Here is a 19,086-nt window from a genome sequence, read left to right as displayed (position 1 = left end):
GTGGCCTGGCCGATGCGGCCGCCGCCGGCATCGAGCGAGACCGTCACCGCCCCGGCCGAGCCTGAGGCCGCCGGCGTCGCGCCGGCATCCGTGTAGGCGACGCCCGACACCGCCTGCACGCCGTTCGGGAAGAAGTTCGTCAGGTAGGGGTAGAGCCCGTTGGCCCCGCCCGCGAACACGGAGGCCGTGCCGTTGCCGAGGTTCGTCACGGCGGAGAACGACCCGCCGCCCGCGAGCGGGTCGAGCCCCTGCAACTGCCGGGTCGTCAGACCGGTGACGTTGCCGGACTGGCTGTTGGTGTCGACCCCGATGCCGACGCCTCGGCCGCTCGTCTGCGTGTCCCAGTAGGCTTGGCTAACCGTGCCCTGGTTGTACCCGGCGAGACCGCCCACGTTGTTGGAGCCCGATCCGCCCGAGACGGCGCCGGTGGCGTAGGCTTGGCTGACCGTGCCGTTGTTCGACCCGACGAGCCCGCCCAAGAAGTTGGGGGCCGATCCGCCCGAGACGGCCCCGGTGGCGTAGGCCTGCGTGACGGTGCCGTTGTTCGCCCCGACGAGCCCGCCCAAGAAGATGGTGCGCGTTCCGCCCGAGACGGCCCCGGTGGCGTAGGCCTGCTCGACCGTGCCGCTGTTGAACCCGACGAGGCCGCCCACATTGTCGGAGTTCGCTCCGCCCGAGACGGCGCCGGCGGCGTAGGCCTGCGTGACCGTGCCGTTGTTCCACCCGACGAGCCCGCCCACCTGGGATAAGCCCGAGACGGCGCCAGTGGCGTAGGCTTGGCTGACCGTGCCGAAGTTGTTGGTCCCGACGAGCCCGCCCACCGCCTGGGTTGAGCCCGAGACGGCGCCGGTGGCATAGGCCTGCGTGACCGTGCCGCCGTTGTTCCACCCGACGAGCGCGCCCACGATGTTGGTGCCCGAGACGCTGCCGCCGACGAGGCCGAGGTCGCGGATCGTGCCCGACGAGTAGCCGAACAGGCCGGCATAGTTGCCGGTCTTGGCGATCGTCAGCCCGGTGAGGGTGTGGCCGAGCCCCTCGAACGTGCCGGAGAACCGCGTCGCGGTGCTGTTGCTGCTGTTGTTGCCGACGAGCGCGTCCGTGTAGGTCGTGCCGGCGGCGGCGAGGTCGCCCGCCAGCGCGTAGCGGCCTGACAAGCCTCCCGCTTGCGCGTTGATCGCGTTGCCCGACGCCGCCGTGCCGTCGATGCCGTCGAGGTCGGCCATGGAATAGAGCAGCGTGTAGGGATTGCCGTTGACCGTGAGGCTCCGCCCCGCCAGCGCACCCGTCGCCGCGCTGCCATTCGCGTCGACGAAGCTCAGGCCCGATCCTTGCGCGAAGGCGAGGTCCGTGACGGAGGGCGTGGTGGTGTTCCGGTCGTAGGCCAGGGCCACCGGCACCGCGCCCTGCGCGACGACGGGGGCGTTGACCGCCAGGGCACCGGCCGCCGACAGGCTCAGGCTGCCGCCGTTGGCGATCGTGATCGGCTGCGCCACGGTGAGCGGCGCGCCCGAGGCCGTGGTCTGCACCAGGAAGGTCCCGCCCGTGCTCACGGCCTGGTCGATGGTGAAGCCCGAGCCCGTCGCGATCAGGCCGCGGCCGGTGAGGCCGCCGATGAGGGTCCGCGTCGTCGGGCTCGCCGCCGCGTTCGCGCTGGCCTGAGCCTGCACGAGCGTCGGGGCGGTCGAGAGGGTGGTGGCCGTGGTCGGCACGGTGAGCGCGCCGCCATAGAGGTTGACCCCGCCTTGCGCCGGCGTGCCCGCCGTGTAGGTCGAGGCCGCCAGGGTCGCCGCCGCGTTGGACAGGCTGCCGTTGGTCGGCACGGAGGCGACGAAGCTCGTCCCGTTGGCGACCGTGCCTGCGGCTGTGGCGATGTAGTAATAGCCGTTGTTGCCGGTCGTGGCCTGGCCGATGCGGCCGCCGCCGGCATCGAGCGAGACCGTCACCGCCCCGGACGCACCGGAGGCGGCGAAGGTCGATCCGGCATCCGTGTAGGCGATGCCCGACACCGCCTGCACGCCGTTCGGAAAGAAGCTCGTCAGGTAGGGATAGAGCCCGTTGGCGCCTCCGGCGAAGGACGCGCCGAGGCCGCTGGCCGATCCCGACTGGAGCTGAGCCGTGGTCAGCCCGGTGCCGCCGGCGCTCGCCGCCTGACCGCTCGTCTGCGTGTCCCAGTAGGCCTGCGTGATCGTACCGCCGCCCTGCCCCCCGACGAGCCCGCCCACGTTTTGGGAGCCCGATCCGGCCGAGACGGCGCCGGTGGCGTAGGCTTGCCCGACCGTGCCGCCGTTCAACCCAACGAACCCACCCACGTATTCGGAGTTCGCTCCGCCCGAGACGGCGCCGGTGGCGTAGGCTTGCCTGACCGTGCCGCCGTTCAACCCGACGAAGCCGCCCACTGCGCCGGAGCCCGATCCGGCCGAGACAGCGCCGGTGGCGTAGGCCTGCGTGACAAAGCCGTTGTTCAACCCGACGAAGCCGCCCACGTAGCCGGAGCCCGATCCGCCCGAAACGGCGCCGGTGGCGTAGGACTGCCCGACCGTGCCGACGTTGTTGTACCCGACGAGCCCGCCCACGTAGCTACTGGTGCCCGTGACGGCTCCGGTGGCGTAGGACTGGCTCACGGTGCCGCCGTTGTTGTACCCGACGAGCCCGCCCACGTAAAAGGCTCCGCCCGAGACGGCGCCGGTGGCGTAGCTCTGCGTGATCGTGCCGCCGGCGTTCTGCCCGACGAGCCCGCCCACCGCGTTGGAGCCCGAGACGCTGCCGCCGACGAGGCCGATGTCGCGGATCGTGCCCGACGAGTAGCCGAACAGGCCGGCATAGTCGCCGCTCTTGCTGATCGTCAGCCCGGTGAGGGTGTGGCCGAGCCCCTCGAACGTGCCGGAGAATCGCGTCGCGCTGTCGAAGCTGCTGTTCGTGCCGACGAGCGCGTTCGTGTAGGTGATGCCGTCGGCGGCGAAGTCGCCCGCCAGCGCGTAGCGGCCCGACAGGCCGCCAGCGGCTGACTGGTTGGTGATCGTGCCGCCCGAGACCGCCGCCGTGCCGTCGATGCCGTCGAGGTCGGCCATGGAATAGAGCAGCGTGTAGGGATTGCCGTTGATCGACAGCGTGCCGCCCACGCCGGACGAGAGCGCGCCGCCATTCGCGTCGACGAAGCTCAGGCCCGACCCTTGCGCGAAGGCGAGGTCGGTGATGGCCGGTGTCGTGGTGTTCCGGTCGTAGGCCAGCGCCACGGGCACCGCGCCCTGCGCGACGATGGGGGCGTTGATCGACAGCGCGCCGGCCGCCGACAGGCTCAGGCTGCCGCCGTTGGCGATCGTGATCGGCCGCGCCACGGTGAGCGGCGCGCCCGAGGCCGTGGTCTGCACCAGGAAGGTCCCGCCCGTGCTCACGGCCTGGTCGATGGTGAAGCCCGAGCCCGTCGCGATCAGGCCGCGGCCGGTGAGGCCGCCGATGAGGGTCCGCGTCGTCGGGCTCGCCGCCGCGTTCGCGCTGGCCTGAGCCTGCACGAGCGTCGGGGCGGTCGAGAGGGTGGTGGCCGTGGTCGGCACGGTGAGCGCGCCGCCATAGAGGTTGACCCCGCCTTGCGCCGGCGTGCCCGCCGTGTAGGTCGAGGCCGCCAGGGTCGCCGCCGCGTTGGACAGGCTGCCGTTGGTCGGCACGGAGGCGACGAAGCTCGTCCCGTTGGCGACCGTGCCTGCGGCTGTGGCGATGTAGTAATAGCCGTTGTTGCCGGTCGTGGCCTGGCCGATGCGGCCGCCGCCGGCATCGAGCGAGACCGTCACCGCCCCGGCCGAGCCTGAGGCCGCCGGCGTCGCGCCGGCATCCGTGTAGGCGACGCCCGACACCGCCTGCACGCCGTTCGGGAAGAAGTTCGTCAGGTAAGGATAGAGCCCCCCCGCGCCGCCGGCGAAGGACGCGCCGAGATGGCTCGCATCGGTGATCGTGCCGCCGCCCGCGAGCGGGTCGAGCCCCTGCAACTGCCGCGTGGTCAGCCCGGTGCCGGCGGCGCTCGCCGGCTGGCCGCTGGTCTGTGTGTCCCAGTAGGCTTGGCTGACCGTGCCCTGGCTGTACCCCGCGAGACCGCCCACGAAGTTGGAGCCGGATCCGGCCGAGACGGCACCGGTGGCGTAGGCCTGCGTGATCCGGCCGCCGCTATAGTTTTGCCCGACGAGCCCGCCCACGTAGCTGGAGCCCGGTCCGCCCGAGACGGCGCCGGTGGCATAGGCCTGCGTGACCGTGCCGCCGTTGTTCCACCCGACGAGCCCGCCCACGTAGTTGGAGTTCGATCCACCCGAGACGGCGCCGGTGGCGTAGGCCTGCGTGACCGTGCCGCCGCCATTGTACCCGACGAGCCCGCCCACCAGGGATGAGCCTGAGACGGCGCCGGTGGCGTAGGCCTGCCTGACCGTGCCGAGATTGCTCCCGACCAGCCCGCCCACCGCCTGGGTTGAGCCCGACACGGCGCCGGTGGCGTAGGCCTGGGTGACTATGCCACCGACGCCATTGTACCCGACGAGCGCGCCCACGTTGCTGATGCCCGAGACGCTGCCGCCGACGAGGCCGATGTCGCGGATCGTGCCGGTCGAATAGCCGAACAGACCGGCATAGTTGCCGCTCTTGGCGATCGTCAGCCCGGTGAGGGTGTGGCCGAGCCCCTCGAACGTGCCGGAGAACCGCGTCGCGCTGCTGTTGCCGCTGTTCGTGCCGACGAGCGCGTCCGTGTAGGTGGTGCCGGCGGCGGCGAGGTTAGCCGCCAGCGCATAGCGGCCGGCGAGGCCGCCCGCGGCCGTCTGGTCGGTGATCGTGCCGCCCGAGACCGCCGCCGTGCCGTCGATGCCGTCGAGGTCGGGCATGGAATAGAGCAGCGTGTAGGCGTTGCCGTTGATCGACAGCGTGCCGCCGACGCCGGACGAGAGCGCGCTGCCGTCCGCGTTGACGAAGCTGACGCCCGATCCTTGCGCGAAGGCGAGGTCGGTGACGGCCGGCGTGGTGGTGTTCCGGTCGTAGGCCAAAGCCACCGGAACCGCGCCTTGGGCCGTGATGGGCGCGTTGATCGCCAGCGCACCGGCCGCCGACAGGCTCAGGCTGCCGCCGTTGGCGATCGTGATCGGCTGCGCCACGGTGAGCGGCGCGCCCGAGGCCGTGGTCTGCACCAGGAAGGTCCCGCCCGTGCTCACGGCCTGGTCGATGGTGAAGCCCGAGCCCGTCGCGATTAGGTTGCGGCCGGTGAGACCCGCGATCAGCGTGGCCGTCGCGGGGGTGGCCGCCGCCGCGACGCGGCTGGCGATCTCGGTCTGCGCGGCCGAGAGCAGCGTCGTGGCGGTCGTCGTGGTCAGCGCGCCGCCGTAGAGGTTGACGCCAGCCTGCGCCGGCGTGCCCGCCGTATAGGTCGAGGCCGCGACCGTGGCGGCGGCGTTGGACAGGCTGCTGCTGGCCGGCACGGAGGTGACGAAGCTCGTGCCGTTGGCCACGGTACCGGCGGGCAGGGCGAGGTAGTAGCTGCCGTCGACCCCCGTCGTGGCCTGGCCGAGCCTGGCGCCGCCGGCATCGAGCGAGACCGTGACCGCCCCGGCCGAGCCCGAGGCCGCCGGCGTCGTGCCCGCGTCCTTGTAGGCCGTGCCGGAGATCGCCTGCACGCCGTTGGGGAAGAGGATCGTCAGGTAAGGATAGAGCCCGGCGCCGGTGCTCCAGGCGGTGGAGTCGAAGCCCGTCGGCAGCGAGCCTGACTGGAACTGTGCCGTGGTCAGGCCGGTGACGTCGCTGTTATGGATGCTGTCGTCCGTCCCGATGCCGTCGCCCTGGCCGCTGGTCTGCGTGTTCCAGGAGCTGTTCGTGACCGAGGTATAAAAGGCATTGTAACCGACGAGCCCGCCGGAGCGCCATCCGCCCGAGACGCGCCCGCTGGCATACGATTGCGTGATCGTCGACGGTTGTTGGTTCGAGCCGGCGTTCAATCCAACGAGCCCGCCCACGTGGTCGCCGCCCGAGACCGCACCGGTGGCGTAGGACTGGATGACCGTGCCGTCGCGGTTGTTCCCGATGAGCCCGCCCACGTAGCTACTGGTGCCCGTGACGGCGCCGGTGGCGTAGGACTGGCTCACGGTGCCGCCGTTGTTGTTCCCGACGAGCCCGCCCACGGCGTTGTTGGTGCCCGTAACGGCGGCGGTGGCGTAGGACTGGCTCACCGTGCCGCCGTTGTTGAGCCCCACGAGGGCGCCCACGCTGGCCCCGCCCGAGACGCTTCCCCCGACAAGGCCGAGGCCCGTCACGCTGCCCGGGCTCCCCATCCGGCCGATCAGCCCGACACCGTTCTGGCTCGGCCGATTGATCGTCAGCCCGGTGATCGTGTGCCCCGCGCCGTTCAGGCTGCCGGTGAAGGCCGTGGTGCTGTTGCCCACCGGCGCGAACCCCGCCCCGCCGTTCCAGGCTGCGGTGCCCGTGGCGTCGATGTCGTTGGCGAGCCGGTAGCTCGCGCCGAGATTCTGGCTCACCGTGACTGCGACCTGCGTGCCGATGCCCTGCAAGCCGTAGATGTCGGTGAGCAGATACGGGCTCTGGCTCGTGCCCGCCCCGCCTGCGACCCGCCAGAACGAGCCCCCCGTCACCTGGAAGTCGCCCGCCGCGAAGGCCGGCAGGGTGGCGCTGTTCTGCGTCCAGTTGCCGGAGGCCAGGGTGAATCGCGCGACCGACACGGCGCCGTTCGCGGTGATCGTCGCGCCGATCGCCCCGCCGTTCGTCTGGCCGGCTTGCACTGTCAGCCCGCCCGCCGGCGCGTTGATCGCGCTGTTGAGCATGATCTGATCCAACGCCCAAAGCGTCAGCGTCGCCCCCCCGCTCCATGACAGCGGCGTGTTGGCCGCGAGCGTGATGGTGCCCGACTGCCACGAGGCGCCCGATCCCGTCGTGTAGACCGTGACGCTGGCGGTCTCGAGCGCGGTGGTCAGCGTCGTGGCGTTGATGACGCTGTCGGGGCCGGTGGCCGTGAAGCCGGACTGGTTGCTGTCGGGATCGTTCGAGATCGTGACGTTGTAGGGATCGAGTAGCAGGGTGCCGAAGCTACCCTTGGCCGCGGTGAGGATGGTGGTGCCGGTATAGTCCAGCACGCCGTGGCTCGACACCTCGGCCTGTCCGCCGTCGCCGCCCTGCGGGCCGCCTTTCGCCGAGATCGTCCCGGCAAAGTGCGTCGCCACGTCCGACCACACCACCACGTCGCCGCCGGTGCCGGAGTGCGTCGCGTCCGCCCGGATCGTCGTGCCCGCATCGATCGCGACGGTGTCGGCATGCGCCAGCCGGCCCCCGCCCTGGCGCCCGCCACCGACCCGCACCGTGCCGCCGCCGCTCGCCCCGGACGCGTCGATCAGCGCTGCGTGCGTGGTGATCGCCGGCGCCGTCGCCGTGACGCGGCCGCCGCGGCCCGCCGCTCCGGTGGCGCGCACCTGACCCGACAGGGCGAGGCTCTCGCCGCCCCTCACGGCGACACGCCCGCCGCGCGCCCCCGACACGTCCACGCTGCCGGCGAGATCGATCCGCCGGCCCGTCACCCGCACCCGGCCGCCGTCCTGCCCGCCAACCCCCGAGGCGTCGAGCCGCGCCGTGGACGCCACCCGCACCGTCCCATCGCCCCCCGACAGGGTGATGCTGCCGTTGTGCCCCGAGACCGAGCGCGCCTCGACCGTCCCCGACAGGTTCACCGCCTGCCGCGCCATGTCCCGCGCGGCCGCCGCCGTGAGGGTGACGCTGCCCCCGTCCGCCGAGATGACGCCCGAGGAGCGCACCAGCGCCCCGCGGCCCTTCGCATTGGTCGGCACCGCGACCTGCAGGAAGCCGTCGCCGGAGAGATCCAGCGTCGCCCGCTCGCCCGAGCCGAGGCCGACACGCCCCATCGGAACGCTGATCGTGCCGCGGTTCGACACCTCTCCGCCGATCAGGGCCGCGTAGCCGCCCCGCCCGATGGTGATCGTGCCGCGGTTGGTCACGGAAGCCGAGGCGCCCGAGCCCCGGAACTGGCGCCGGCCGGCCCGGAAGTCGTCGTCCGACGTATCGAGCGTCGAGGCGACGAAGCCGGCGGCGTTGACCTTGCCGGTGCGGGTGATGCTGATGCCGTTGGGATTGACCAGATACACTTGACCGTTGGCGTTCAACTGCCCGGCGATGGTCGAGCGGGTGCCGCCCGTCACCCGGTTGAGGATCGCGGCCTGGGCGTTGGGCTGGGCGATGTCGACCCGGTTCTGCTGGCCGATGGAAAAACCCTGCCAGTTCACGATGGCGGTCTGGCTCGACTGCGTGATCGCCAGCGCCCCGCCCGAGGGCGTGCCGATGTTCACGCCCCCCGAGACCACCCGGCCACCGGTCGGAAGCGATTGCGCCACCGCGGGACCAACGCCGACGAGCGCCGTCGAGGCGAGGAGCGCGAACAGGAAAAGAGAGGGCTTGCGCATCGTTCATGGGTCCTGAACGGACGATGCGATCGGCGACACTCCAGCAGGATGAGCGCGGCACCGACACCTGGCGGAACGCGTCCGGCGGTTGCGGAACGCTGCTGCCGGTCAGGCGTCCGTGGCGGCCTCCGTGCGGTCGATCGCACCGCCTGTTCTGCTGACGGAGCGAGTCCCGGTTATGGGATTACTCCACCGTTTTGAACGGAAATTTTTACGTAGATCCGATAACCTTTGCACAAGTCCGACTTGTATTTCAATGACCTGCCTACGCGAGAGGCATAGCCTGCCGCCTCAGGCCGCATCCGCGCGGCCGAGCTCTCCATCGCAGCTGTTCGGCCTCCACCCGTTTCTGCTCAAGCTCTGCCGCCGGGTCGAGGTCGCGATTGTCAAGCGGTCCGATCAGGCCGAAGGCCTCGCCGTTCCCCCCAGCCGCATTCGCCGCGCTCGCCCCGCCCGGCGTCAGGTGCGGACCAGCAGGTGGAGGAGCACGGGAACCAGCAGGGCGGTGACGATGCCGTTCAGACTCAGGCCGAGACTGGCGAAGGCGCCGGCTACCTCGCTGATCTGCAGGGCGCGCGCCATGCCGATACCGTTCGACGAGATGCCGATGGCCAGCCCCGTCACACGATCGTCGCGCAAGCGTAGCAGCCGGGCGGTCCAGGGCCCGAGGACCGCCCCGACCACGCCGCTGAGGATCACCAGCACGGCGGTCAGCGCCGGCACGCCGCCGATGGCCTCCGAGATGCCGACGGCAATGCCGGTGGTGACGGATTTTGGGGCGAGCGACAAGAGCGTGCGCGGGCTCGCCCCGAGGCACCAAGCGATGCCAACGCCACTCAGGAGGCCCGCCGGCACTCCGACTGCGAGCGCGACCAGGATCAGCGGACCGGAGGCGCGGATGAGCTGCGTGTGCCGATAGAGCGGCACGGCGAGGAGCACGACGGCCGGTCCGAGCAGGAAGGCGACGAAGCCCGCCCCGCGCAGATAGGTGGCGTAGGAGATGCCGGCTGCTTTGATCAGCCCGACGACGATCAGGATCGCCAACAGCGTCGGGTTCAGGACCGGATGGTTGCCGCCGAGCCGCGCGAGGCGCACGGCCGCGAGAAACGCCGCCACCGTTAACCCCACCTCAAGGGTTGGCTGCTCCGTGAGGGTGGTCCAGGGATGCGGATCAGGTGGAGACATCGGCGGTTCCCCGGGTTCGTGGCTCGGCTTGCGCCGCTGGCTGGGGGTCGCGGCGCAGCCTTGTCGCGAACAGGTTCGCCGCCACGGCCGTGGCGAGGAAGGTCACCAAAGTCCCGCCGACGACGGCGGCGGCAACCGGCAGCCACTCGGCCTCCAGAATGTCCGCATAGGCGATGACGCCGACACCGGCGGGCACGAACAGCATTCCGAGAAGCCCGAGCAACCGGTCGGCGAGCGCACCGAGCGTCTCGGGCAGGCGGCGGTGCCAGAGAAGGTCGGCATAGAGCAGGATGAGCCCGATCGCGGGCGCAGGGATTGGCAGACCGGCCGCTCGGGTCAGGATTTCGCCGGCGGCCAGCCAACCGAAGACGCGCACGATCGCCTCAAGCATATCGCACCACCGGTTCGTGTCAGAGGGTCAGGGGCAGATGCACAACGCGGTGCAGCGGCCCATCCTTGTTGCCGGCCGGCCGGCCGAGGCTTGCGAAGACGGCCTGCGAGGTTGGCGGTGTAGTGAGCATCGTCGTCCGGAACGAGGCAGTCGCGGCCGTAAAGCCGGCCGCGAGGACCGCCTATATAGATTTACGTTACGGGATTACTCTATCGGTTTGAACGGAAATTTTTACGCAGACCCGATAATTTCTGTGCAAGTTCGATTTGTATTTCAATGATTTGCCTACGCGAGAGGCAATGCCTGCCGCCTCATGCCGAAAGCGCGGCCAAGGCTCTCCATCGCCATCCGAAAGGTCAGGATGTGTCCGACCATGCCGTCGGCGACGAAGCGGTCGTGGGCCGCGAGCAGGGGCGGCCGAAGCAGAATCTCGTGACCCGAGATCGCGGCGAGCCCCATCTCCGCAACGTCCCTGAGAAGATTGCGCACATGCGTGCGGGAAACCCCGAAACGGTCGCCGAGATCGGTGAAGGAGACGGGCTGCCACGCCTCGCCCTCTCGCCCCTCCAGGCCCTGGATCAGCTTCATGAGAATCGGTATGCCGGCCTCCCGGATCAGGAACATCATCGCAACTTGGTTCTGCGCCATCAGAGACGTCGCATAGGCGGACATCTGGATGCTGATCCTGCGATGCGCCCTCTGAAAGGCGGGGTCGCCGTCGAGCGCCGGACCGTAGCCAGGATCGGGATGCAGGATGTCGAGCGGCCGATAATGGACCGCGAGCCAGTCCCGGTCGTGGGCGAGCATCCTCTCGGTCGGCGCGAGGATGCGCAGCCGCCGGTCCGAGGACGGCGTCCGGATGGCGAGGTAGCGCGTCTCGACGAGGCGGCCGATGAGTTCGTCGATGCGACGCTGGCTCGTGATCCCGTAGGTCGCCACCGTTCGACGAAGCAGACCGATCGTCAGCCAGGTTTCGGGATCGTCGTCATCCGACCCGGCATGCAGGCAAAGGATGACGAAGAACACGACCGACCGGCCCGCCTCGCAGATCAGACGGGACAGGAACGGATTGTTCTCGTACAGGCTCATGATCCCGGCGATGTAGGCCGTACGAGCCGCCGGAAACCGACGATGAGCGAGGATCGCCTCCGCGCTCTCGGATGGGTGGAGGAACGAGGCCGGATCCTCGATCTGCCCCTTCGATGCCAGCTGTTGGTCCATACGCGTGCGGCCCTTGCTGGCGGCTTCGCATACTGCGGGCGCCGCGATGTGATGCGCTGCCGGCATCGTGTCCTGCAAGCGATGGACCGCATCGGCTAACCGCAGCCGTCCAGGCTTGATGTCAGAACTGGAGTGCGACCGTGAAGGTCAGGCGGTTGTCGGCGGGTAGGCGGTCGGAGCGCTCGGCCCGGCCGTACTCGACCGTCACCGCGGCGTTGCTGAAGCTCGAAGCGGGCGCCGCCGCGATGCGCAGGCCGGCCCCGTAGGCTGCGCCGCGCATCATGGCGCGCTCCAGCGCCGTTGGATTCTGCTGGCGGACCAGCCCGAATGCCCCGAATCCGTAGGGGCTGACCGCGAAGGCACCCGGCGTCTCGTCGGCGGGCGGCAGGCCCGTGCCCTGCTGGGCCGGGACCGCGGGCAGACCGAACGGCAGCGTGAGCGGTACCACGAAGGGGAACTGGAGCTCGCCGCGGGTAACAAATCCTTCGTCGCCCTGGAACAGGCCGGCGTCGAAGGTGGACAGGCCGGTGAGCGTCGCGAGCCCGATCTGTTCGGAGCGGGGCAGCGCTTGGTTGAATGAGGTCTGGCCGCGGGCGAGAACGGCGAGCGTCAAGTGCTCGGCCAACGGCTGAGTCAGCGTCAGGCTGGCATCGAGCTTCTGGAATTCCGGCCGCGCACCCTGGCGCGACAGCGGAACGCGATCTGAGCCCGCCAGCGGTGGCTCGCGCGCGCCGAGCCCGTCGATGCCGAACGAGCTGGTGAGCCGCCCGCTCAGCACGCCCTCGGTGGGTAGGAACCACAGGACATCCGTCGCGCCGCGAGCGATGCGCAGGCGATCGAGGGAGAACGGCGTCGCAACCGGCACGCGGATGTCGACCCGCTCCTCCTGCGCGTCGAAGGCCGCTTCCGCGTTGAGCGTGAAATCGCGCGAGCGGATCAGCGGGTAGCGCAGGCGGGCGGAGTAGCGCGAGAAGTCCGACCCGAACCCGATCGTGCCGGCCGCCGCGCGGGCGGCGGTGCGCGCGTCGGTGGCCTCGAGGGTCAGGGTCATCCCGTCGAAGCCGAGCGGCAGGATCAGGCCGGCGGCGAGCGCCCGGTTCCTCGGCTCGGGTCCGAGGAAGGCGGCGCTGCCGCCGGTCAGCGGCAGGCCGAAGCTGCGCAGGTACAGGGTCTCGCCGTGGCCCGAGGGCGAGTTCATGTCGAGCCCGAAGCTCGCGGTGTAGGTGCCGAGCGCCTGAGCCAGGGTGTTGTCGACGCCGGTGAAGCCGGTCACCGCCTTGTAGCGGGCCTCGACCACCAGCACGCTGGCGCCGGGAGCGGTGCCGGGCGCCAGCGTCGAGCGCAGCACCGTGCCCGGCGTGTCGCCGGCGAGCAGCAGCTTGCGTTCGAGCAGGCTCAGTCGCAGGCCGCGCTCGCCCACGACGGGGCCGAGCATGGCCGCGACGCGATCGCGGATCTCGGCCGGCAACGCGGAGACGTCGACGCGCTCGATGACGCCGTCGACGACCGTGAGGCGGACGTCGGCCCCGTCGCGCAACTGCTGCGCCGGCAGGACGACGCGCACCAGCGCGTAGCCTTGCGCCGCGTAGGCCTGCTCCAGCTCACGCGCGGCGGCGAAGATCTCGGCCGCCGTGACCGTGCGGCCCGACAGACGCGCCTGGAGGGCGGCGGTGGTCCCGGCCAGCGCGGGCAGGCCGCCCTCGACCGCGACGCGGCGCACGCGCACAGTCAGCCTGTCGGCACCGGCGGGCGCCTCCGGGCCCTGGCCCTCGGGGATCACCAGCCCCCCGCCCCGGCCCTGCACGGGCGGGCTGAACGAGGGCGGCGTGATCTGAGACGCCGTCTGTGCAAACGCCGGACCAGCGCAGAGGCCGGCGAGCAGACACAGACACCGGCCTGCGGCTGGCCGGACACCGCGCAGAAGGGTCGCGAGCGATCCGTGCCGGAAAGCAGGCTCAAACGTCCTCGACACGCTTCGCCCTTTCGTCGCACCCGGCACCCAGGTTTTTCTGTTAGCAATACCGATTGTGCGCGCCACCGGAACTTTTTGCGTACAAGGGACGCGCGCCGACTTCGCAGCCTGAAGAGGCTTTTCGGCATCAGATGCCGCAAAACCGTCCTCCGAGACGGGTGTCGGACATCGGTATCCAGATCGTGCGCCTCTCCTGACCCGTTGCCGGGCCACCGATGTGGGCGTCCGCAAGGCGGGCAGCGGAAATCTCCGCATCGCAGGTGCACAGGTGTGGAAGAAACTTTTTACAACATTTAGCAACATTGCGCTTTGTTGCCTTTCGTGGCGCGCTGAGTTAGATGCGGTTGCCCAGCAAGGGAATGGATCGTGCCATCGGCCCGGATGCCGCGCGTGGATCTCGGCGGATGGAGCCTGGCCGTGACGGATGTGGGTGATCGACCCGACTGGCGGACAACACTGGCAGGTTTCGTAACCGATCTCGGCACCGGAGAAGATCAGGTTCCGCTGGAGCGCGTCCTGCGACGGCACAAGTCCGCCTTCGACGCCGTGCTGGCTACCGGTCGAACTTGGCCGCAGATCGCCCGAGCCCTGACCGCAGCCGGGGCGCGCCACAGGCGGGGACAGCCGATGTCGGCCAAGCAGCTGCGCACCGTCTATGCTCGGTCGTCGGCCGTCGACACCGGTTCGGCAAAGGCGTCCCGCCCGCCGAGCGGCACCGTCCTCGCGGCATCGCCGCTGCGTGCCGCTGCGGCAGCGGCGCAACCGACGATCCCCGCGGCGCAGCCTGCATCGCCGTCCATTGCCTTGACGGAGGCCGGTCGTGATCGCGTCATGCGGCGCCTGACGGAAGCGCGCGCGGCGCGCGCGGCGATCATGCGCGAGTTCGACGAGTGAGGGCGATCCGTTCGATCGTCGCGGCGACCCCGCGTCATCTTCGGCTTCTCGGAGAACTTCGGGAGGCGGTCACCGACGAGTTCGCCAATTCGACCATCGAGCGGTTCGAACCGCCGGCCAAGTCCGTCGAGCGGGCCGTCCTCTCCTACATCGACACCTGCCGCCGGTGGCCACACTCACCCCGCCTGATCTCGCTGGTCACCGAGCTTGAGGCGCTGGCGCGGAGTTTTCAACCCAACCGGCGCGTCCGCGGTCTGCGACGGCTGTCTCCGGAGGCGATTTCGGCGCTCTTGGACGAGGCGCCGAGTGGTCCGGCCGTCGCCGTCCCCGTCGCTCTGGTCAGCGGTCGCGTCGAGAGCATCGGGATGCCGCGTCAGGCGATCGCGACGCTGACCGATCGCCCGCCCGAGGACGCTCGCATGCTCGGCAGGCTCCACGCCGGGGGGCGGGCTTGCGATCCCATCGACGGCGTGGCGATCTTCGGCCTTCCGGTGTCCGACCTGATCCGCCTGCGGGAACTGTTCTCCGATCCGGGCGCGCCCGGCCGGGGCGATCTGGGCGCCTTGAAGCAGGGTCTCGATGCTGCGGACCAAGCCCGCATCGCGGCCGGTGCGGCACGGGCCGTCGGGAATCTGAAGACCGCGTTTCGGATCTGGGACAAGCGCACCGATCACCAGCGCGGCAACACAGCCGCCACTTACTTGGCGCCCGCCCCCCTCGCGCGATTAGCCCTGGACGTCGCCGATCTCGTCCTGCCGCGCGACGCCCCGTTCCTGTTCCTCGGTCGGCAAGTCGGTGCAGGACGGCGCAACGATGGACGGCCGAGCCTCGCAAAACAGCTGCGCGACGTCTTCACCGAGGCGTTGGAGACGGCCCGTCAGATCGTTGCCGAGACCGACGATCTGCACGCCGTGGACCTGTTCTGCGGCATTTCCGTCACACGACGCATCTCGGATCTGACTGCTCAAGCAAGAAGTGCTCGGGAAGAGGACGCGGCGATCGAGGAAGACTTCGACCAGCCGACGACGGCGGCCAGACGCCTGATCGAGAACGTGATGGCCGCCCGAGACACCGTCTTGTTGTTGCGCGCCTATGAGGCGGCGTTCCTGACCTACACCGACAAGGTTCTCGACCTGGATCCGCCCGACGATCTGCGCGCAGCCTGCGATTGGTTCGTGCGCGACGTCTGCGGCGCGCTCCAGTGTCGTTACCGCCTCGCGAAAGCGGATCTCGACGACGGGGTCTTCTACTGGACCGACGTCAGACCTCGCGCGACGGGATCGGCGCAACCGCGGCGCTGGCTTCCCCTCGACGTTGCCTGCGTGCCGATCACGCTCGTCGAGACACCTTTGATGGCGGTGTCGGCGCGCCCCGCGAGAAGCGTTGCTTTCGACGCGCTCGTCGAGGACGTCGCGGCGGAGATCGAAACGTCGGCTGGCGCGGGAGACGGGCCGTCGGGTGATCGGCCTGTCCGGCACGGTCCGTCTCTACGCACCGCCTGGTCGACTTTGAAGCTCGCATACCCCCCGCAAAAAATATTCGCACGCCAAGCGAGCCGTCGGCCTTAACCGGCAAGATCGGAACGAGGGCCACTTCGCGAAGACCGTTTCCTGATCCCGTCATCCACGGCACAGGAAACGGGACCCGATGAACACCCCTACCGCGACCCTAACGCCCGAGCCGCCCGACGGCGGCACCAGTCCGATCAAGCCGACCGCGCCGCGGCGGGTGCGCCGGGCGGCGCAGAGCCGACGCAAGCTGCGCGTCTACTACACGATGGGTCCGAAGGGGGGCCTGGGCAAGACCTTCACCGCGCGCGCCCTGCTCGACCTGGTCGTGACCCTCGGGCGCCCGGTCCGGATCGTGCAGATCGATCGCGGCACCGTCTTGCCCGACCTCTACCCCGGCCTCGCGCAGGTCGTCCACCCGCCCGGCGCGGAGGAGATGCGCGCCGACCCCTTGGCGGCGATCAAGACCTTCGCGCCGCTGGAGGAGGCAGTCGAGCGCTGCCTCGACGACGGCGCTGACCTGTTCGTCGACGTCGGCGCCGCCCAGAACGCCCGGGCATTCCTGAGCTTTCTGGCGAAGTCCCGTTTCGACGCCTACCTCGCCGGCCACGGCGTCAGCCCGATCGCTCTGCTGCTGTTCACCGCGGAGGTCTCCGCGATGACCCAGAGCGCCGATCTTGCCGAGATCCTCACTGCGATCCACCCCGGCGCCGAGATCGTGCCGGTACTCAACGAACGCGACGGGCCCTTCAGCTTCCGCGAGGCGTCGCAGGCCGGTCGGATCTGGCGAGAGCGCGTCGTGCCGCTGCTGACTGGGCGTCGGCAGGTCGTCATCCCGGCGATGGCCGCCGGCGCATGGGCGGCCTTCGAGGAGCACGGCCTGACCTTCCGCGACGTGATCGAGTCCGACGAGCGCGCGCTCGGTCGGCAGATCGGCGAAGGCCGAGCCATGACCGCCGCCCTCCAGGGCGACGTTGCGGCCTGGATCGACGTCGTCTGGACGGCCCTGACCCCGCTCCTGGCCGAGACTTGTGGCGGGGAGGTCGGCGATGCGGGCGCCTGATCGTCTGCCGCCGGAGACACGGGAGCGTCTCCACCATCGCCGGCGCCGTGCCGAGCAGGCCCGGGCCGCCCTGGTCCGCGACCTCGCCGGCCGTGATCTCGCTACGCTGTCGAGGATGCCGGCACGCATTTGGGACCGCCTCGGTCCGCAGGGTGTCGTTGCGCTGATCCGTGCCCATCGCGATCTCGACCATCTCGTCCTTCCGTTGCCCCCTGGCGCTTCCGTAAGGGCGACAGCTCCGGTCGGCGGGCTTGTCGACATGCTCCGCGCCCGGCTGGCCCATTGGCGGTCCGTCCGGCCGCTCCCGGTCGTGACCGTGGCGGCGCTCCTGCGCGGCGGAGCGGTCGCCGTCCTGCTCGCGGCTGCGGCGCTCCCCGCCAGGGGACTGCTCCAGGAAGCGGAATGGATCACCCGCCCCGCAGCCTGCCCGCGCCTCGACCGCTGGACCGGCGACTGCGTCTACACCGCTCGCGCCGACGGTCTGACCCTGGAACGGGCCGCCGCCGCCCTCGGCCGACCGTCGGCCGACCTCATCGCCACCAATCCCGACGTTCCGGCCGTACGCCCTCTGCGCCGCGGAGCGCAGATCGCCATCCCGCCCCGCCCGCTTCTCAAGATCGCACGGTGATCGCCATGACCTGGAAAACCCACCCCTTGACCCCGACCGCTTCCGCCATCCCGGCGCTCGGCTTTGCCGTCCCGGCCGGGGGCGCGGTGCTGGCGCTCGCCGCCGGCATCGCCTTCGTGCTCGCCCCCGCCACGGGCTGGTCGGTCGATGCCGACCAGCCCGTGATCCTCGACATCGATCTTCTGCGCAGGACGCTCGGCGATGTCGTCGCCTTCAATTTCGGGCCGATCGATGCCGTCCGGCGGTTCGCCCTTTCCATCTCCGCAATGGACGCGACGACGCCGATCCTGGCCCGGCTGGCCGCCTGTGGCTTGGTCACGGTGGTAGCGACGCGCGCCGTCTACCGCCGCGTCTACGGCGCCACCCCGCGCGCGATCGCGGCCCAGCATGTCTCGGGACGCGAGCCCCGCCGTGGGGGTGCAGCGATCGCCCACCTGCGCGAGTGCTGGAGGGCCCGTGACGACGGGACCGGCATCATGATCGCACCCGGCCTCAGGATGCCGCTCCATGTCGAGGGCGAGGGCATCGGCCTCCTCGGGCGACCGGGCGGCGGCAAATCCGTGATCCTCGAGGGTCTCGCCCGTCAGGCCCTCGATAGGGGCGACCGGCTCTTTCTCCTCGACGTCAAGGGAGACCTGCCCCGGCGCCTGCGGCGTTTCGGACCTCGGGTTCTCAGCCTTCGGCCGGGCGATGGCGCCGTCTGGGCCATCGGGCGGGACGTCCGGACCCGGTGCGACGCTCTGGAACTGGCCTCGGCCTTCATCCCGGAATCGCGCGATCCCGTGTGGTCGGCCGGATCCCGCCTCATCCTGGCAGCGCTGATCCTGTACCTCGCCCGGCGCCTTGGAACAGCGTGGGGCTGGCGGCATCTCCAGCACCTGCTGGCGCAGCCGGTGCCGACCCTCCAGACGATCGTGCGCACCAAGATGCCGGAGGTGGCCGCCCTGCTCGAAGGTCGCGAGGAGGAGCCGAGTGCGGCTGCCCTTTCGCTGGTCATGAACCTCCTCGCTCACACCGCTGGCCTCGTCGGCGAACTTGCACAAGCCGAGGCACGCACGAACGAGCGGGTCTCGATCGCCGACTGGGTCGCCGGCCACGACAGCACGGCGCCGATCGTCGTCCAGCTCGACCTGCGCTACCGCGAACAGTCGAGCGCCTTCGCCGGAATGATCGTGCGCCTACTGGGTGCGGAGGTACTCGGGCCAAGCTTGGAGGACAACGTCGATCACAAGGTTTGGATTTTCCTTGATGAGCTTCCGCGCATCGGCAAAGGAAGCGCGGAAACTGTCGGCGAGTTGGTTGCAACGGGACGCTCGCGAGGGATCCGGACGGTGGTGACCTATCAGGCTCCGAGCCAGCTCGTGCAACTTCTCGGAGAGGCAGGCGCGACGGCCTTGCAGGACAACCTTGGATTGCGGGTGATCTGCCGGGCCGCGGTCGGCGCGAGCGCCACGGCGATCGCGGAGCAGGTCGGCAAGCGGACGGTCTCCTGGCTCGACTACGACGAGGTGAAGACCGGCAAGACGCACGACGACAAGATCGACGCCCTTTCCCCAGAGGAGATCAGCGGGCAGCTCGGTCTGCGCCACGATCTCTGGGGGCGGCCCTTCATCCGCGCCGCGATCCTCGGCGAGAGCGACGTCGCGATCCTCGATTGGCCCCTCCACCGCTGGCCGCGCCTCGACGGATAGGTCACACCTACACCGCGATCGCAAGAAGGGACCGCCCCCCGGAGCGGTCCCTTTCGCTTTCTTCGACGCTCCGTGCCGTCAGCCGCCTTAAC

At 70.4% G+C, this 19,086-nt stretch carries 10 protein-coding genes; 5 read left to right on the top strand and 5 right to left on the bottom strand.

What is annotated here, in order from left to right:
• From ACFE86_RS08290 to ACFE86_RS08270, 5 genes are all read right to left on the bottom strand, one after another.
• Nucleotides 1-8,441 (bottom strand): GLUG motif-containing protein (locus ACFE86_RS08290; RefSeq protein WP_375454856.1); only part of this gene is annotated, 8,441 nt, incomplete at its 3' end.
• 459 nt (nucleotides 8,442-8,900) lie between these two features.
• Nucleotides 8,901-9,557, bottom strand: coding sequence for an LrgB family protein (locus tag ACFE86_RS08285; protein WP_375454855.1), 657 nt, complete (start codon nucleotides 9,555-9,557; stop codon nucleotides 8,901-8,903).
• Between the two features lie 55 nt (nucleotides 9,558-9,612).
• The gene (locus ACFE86_RS08280; RefSeq protein ID WP_375454854.1) at nucleotides 9,613-10,017 is read right to left on the bottom strand and encodes a CidA/LrgA family protein; all 405 of its coding nucleotides are present in this window, start codon (nucleotides 10,015-10,017) and stop codon (nucleotides 9,613-9,615) included.
• A 285-nt stretch (nucleotides 10,018-10,302) separates the two neighbouring features.
• Nucleotides 10,303-11,304: a hypothetical protein gene (locus ACFE86_RS08275; protein WP_375454853.1), complete on the bottom strand. Its 1,002-nt coding sequence runs from the start codon at nucleotides 11,302-11,304 to the stop codon at nucleotides 10,303-10,305.
• A 55-nt stretch (nucleotides 11,305-11,359) separates the two neighbouring features.
• Nucleotides 11,360-13,018 carry a ShlB/FhaC/HecB family hemolysin secretion/activation protein gene (locus tag ACFE86_RS08270; protein ID WP_375454852.1) on the bottom strand — a complete coding sequence of 553 codons (1,659 nt, stop codon included), beginning with the start codon at nucleotides 13,016-13,018 and terminating at the stop codon, nucleotides 11,360-11,362.
• Nucleotides 13,019-13,600: 582 nt separating this feature from the next.
• Between ACFE86_RS08270 and ACFE86_RS08265 the strand changes: the two genes are divergently transcribed.
• The 5 genes from ACFE86_RS08265 (at nucleotide 13,601) to ACFE86_RS08245 (ending at nucleotide 18,994) form a co-directional block, all read left to right on the top strand.
• Nucleotides 13,601-14,104, top strand: a complete 504-nt coding sequence (locus tag ACFE86_RS08265) for a hypothetical protein (protein ID WP_375454851.1) — start codon at nucleotides 13,601-13,603, stop codon at nucleotides 14,102-14,104.
• Nucleotides 14,101-15,672 carry a hypothetical protein gene (locus tag ACFE86_RS08260; RefSeq protein ID WP_375454850.1) on the top strand — a complete coding sequence of 524 codons (1,572 nt, stop codon included), beginning with the start codon at nucleotides 14,101-14,103 and terminating at the stop codon, nucleotides 15,670-15,672. Before ACFE86_RS08265 ends, ACFE86_RS08260 begins: the two co-directional genes overlap by 4 nt.
• Before the next feature lie 79 nt (nucleotides 15,673-15,751).
• A complete protein-coding gene (locus ACFE86_RS08255) occupies nucleotides 15,752-16,675 on the top strand; it encodes a hypothetical protein (RefSeq protein WP_375454849.1) in 924 nt (307 codons plus the stop codon).
• A gap of 259 nt (nucleotides 16,676-16,934) precedes the next feature.
• Complete coding sequence (locus ACFE86_RS08250; RefSeq protein WP_375454848.1) at nucleotides 16,935-17,303, top strand: hypothetical protein; 369 nt, start codon at nucleotides 16,935-16,937, stop codon at nucleotides 17,301-17,303.
• Nucleotides 17,304-17,464: 161 nt separating this feature from the next.
• Complete coding sequence (locus ACFE86_RS08245; RefSeq protein WP_375454847.1) at nucleotides 17,465-18,994, top strand: type IV secretory system conjugative DNA transfer family protein; 1,530 nt, start codon at nucleotides 17,465-17,467, stop codon at nucleotides 18,992-18,994.
• Nucleotides 18,995-19,086 lie beyond the last annotated feature (92 nt).

The sequence above is a fragment of the uncultured Methylobacterium sp. genome (assembly GCF_964244095.1).
Lineage (GTDB): Bacteria > Pseudomonadota > Alphaproteobacteria > Rhizobiales > Beijerinckiaceae > Methylobacterium.
This window is presented reverse-complemented; position numbering and strand designations above follow the sequence as displayed.

Bases quoted from the DNA above. Each gene is read 5' to 3' on its own strand.
- ACFE86_RS08250 (WP_375454848.1), top strand. From the start codon at position 16,935: ATGCTCCGCGCCCGGCTGGCCCATTGGCGGTCCGTCCGGCCGCTCCCG.
- ACFE86_RS08255 (WP_375454849.1), top strand. From the start codon at position 15,752: ATGAACACCCCTACCGCGACCCTAACGCCCGAGCCGCCCGACGGCGGC.
- ACFE86_RS08275 (WP_375454853.1), bottom strand. From the start codon at position 11,304: ATGCCGGCAGCGCATCACATCGCGGCGCCCGCAGTATGCGAAGCCGCC.
- ACFE86_RS08280 (WP_375454854.1), bottom strand. From the start codon at position 10,017: ATGCTTGAGGCGATCGTGCGCGTCTTCGGTTGGCTGGCCGCCGGCGAA.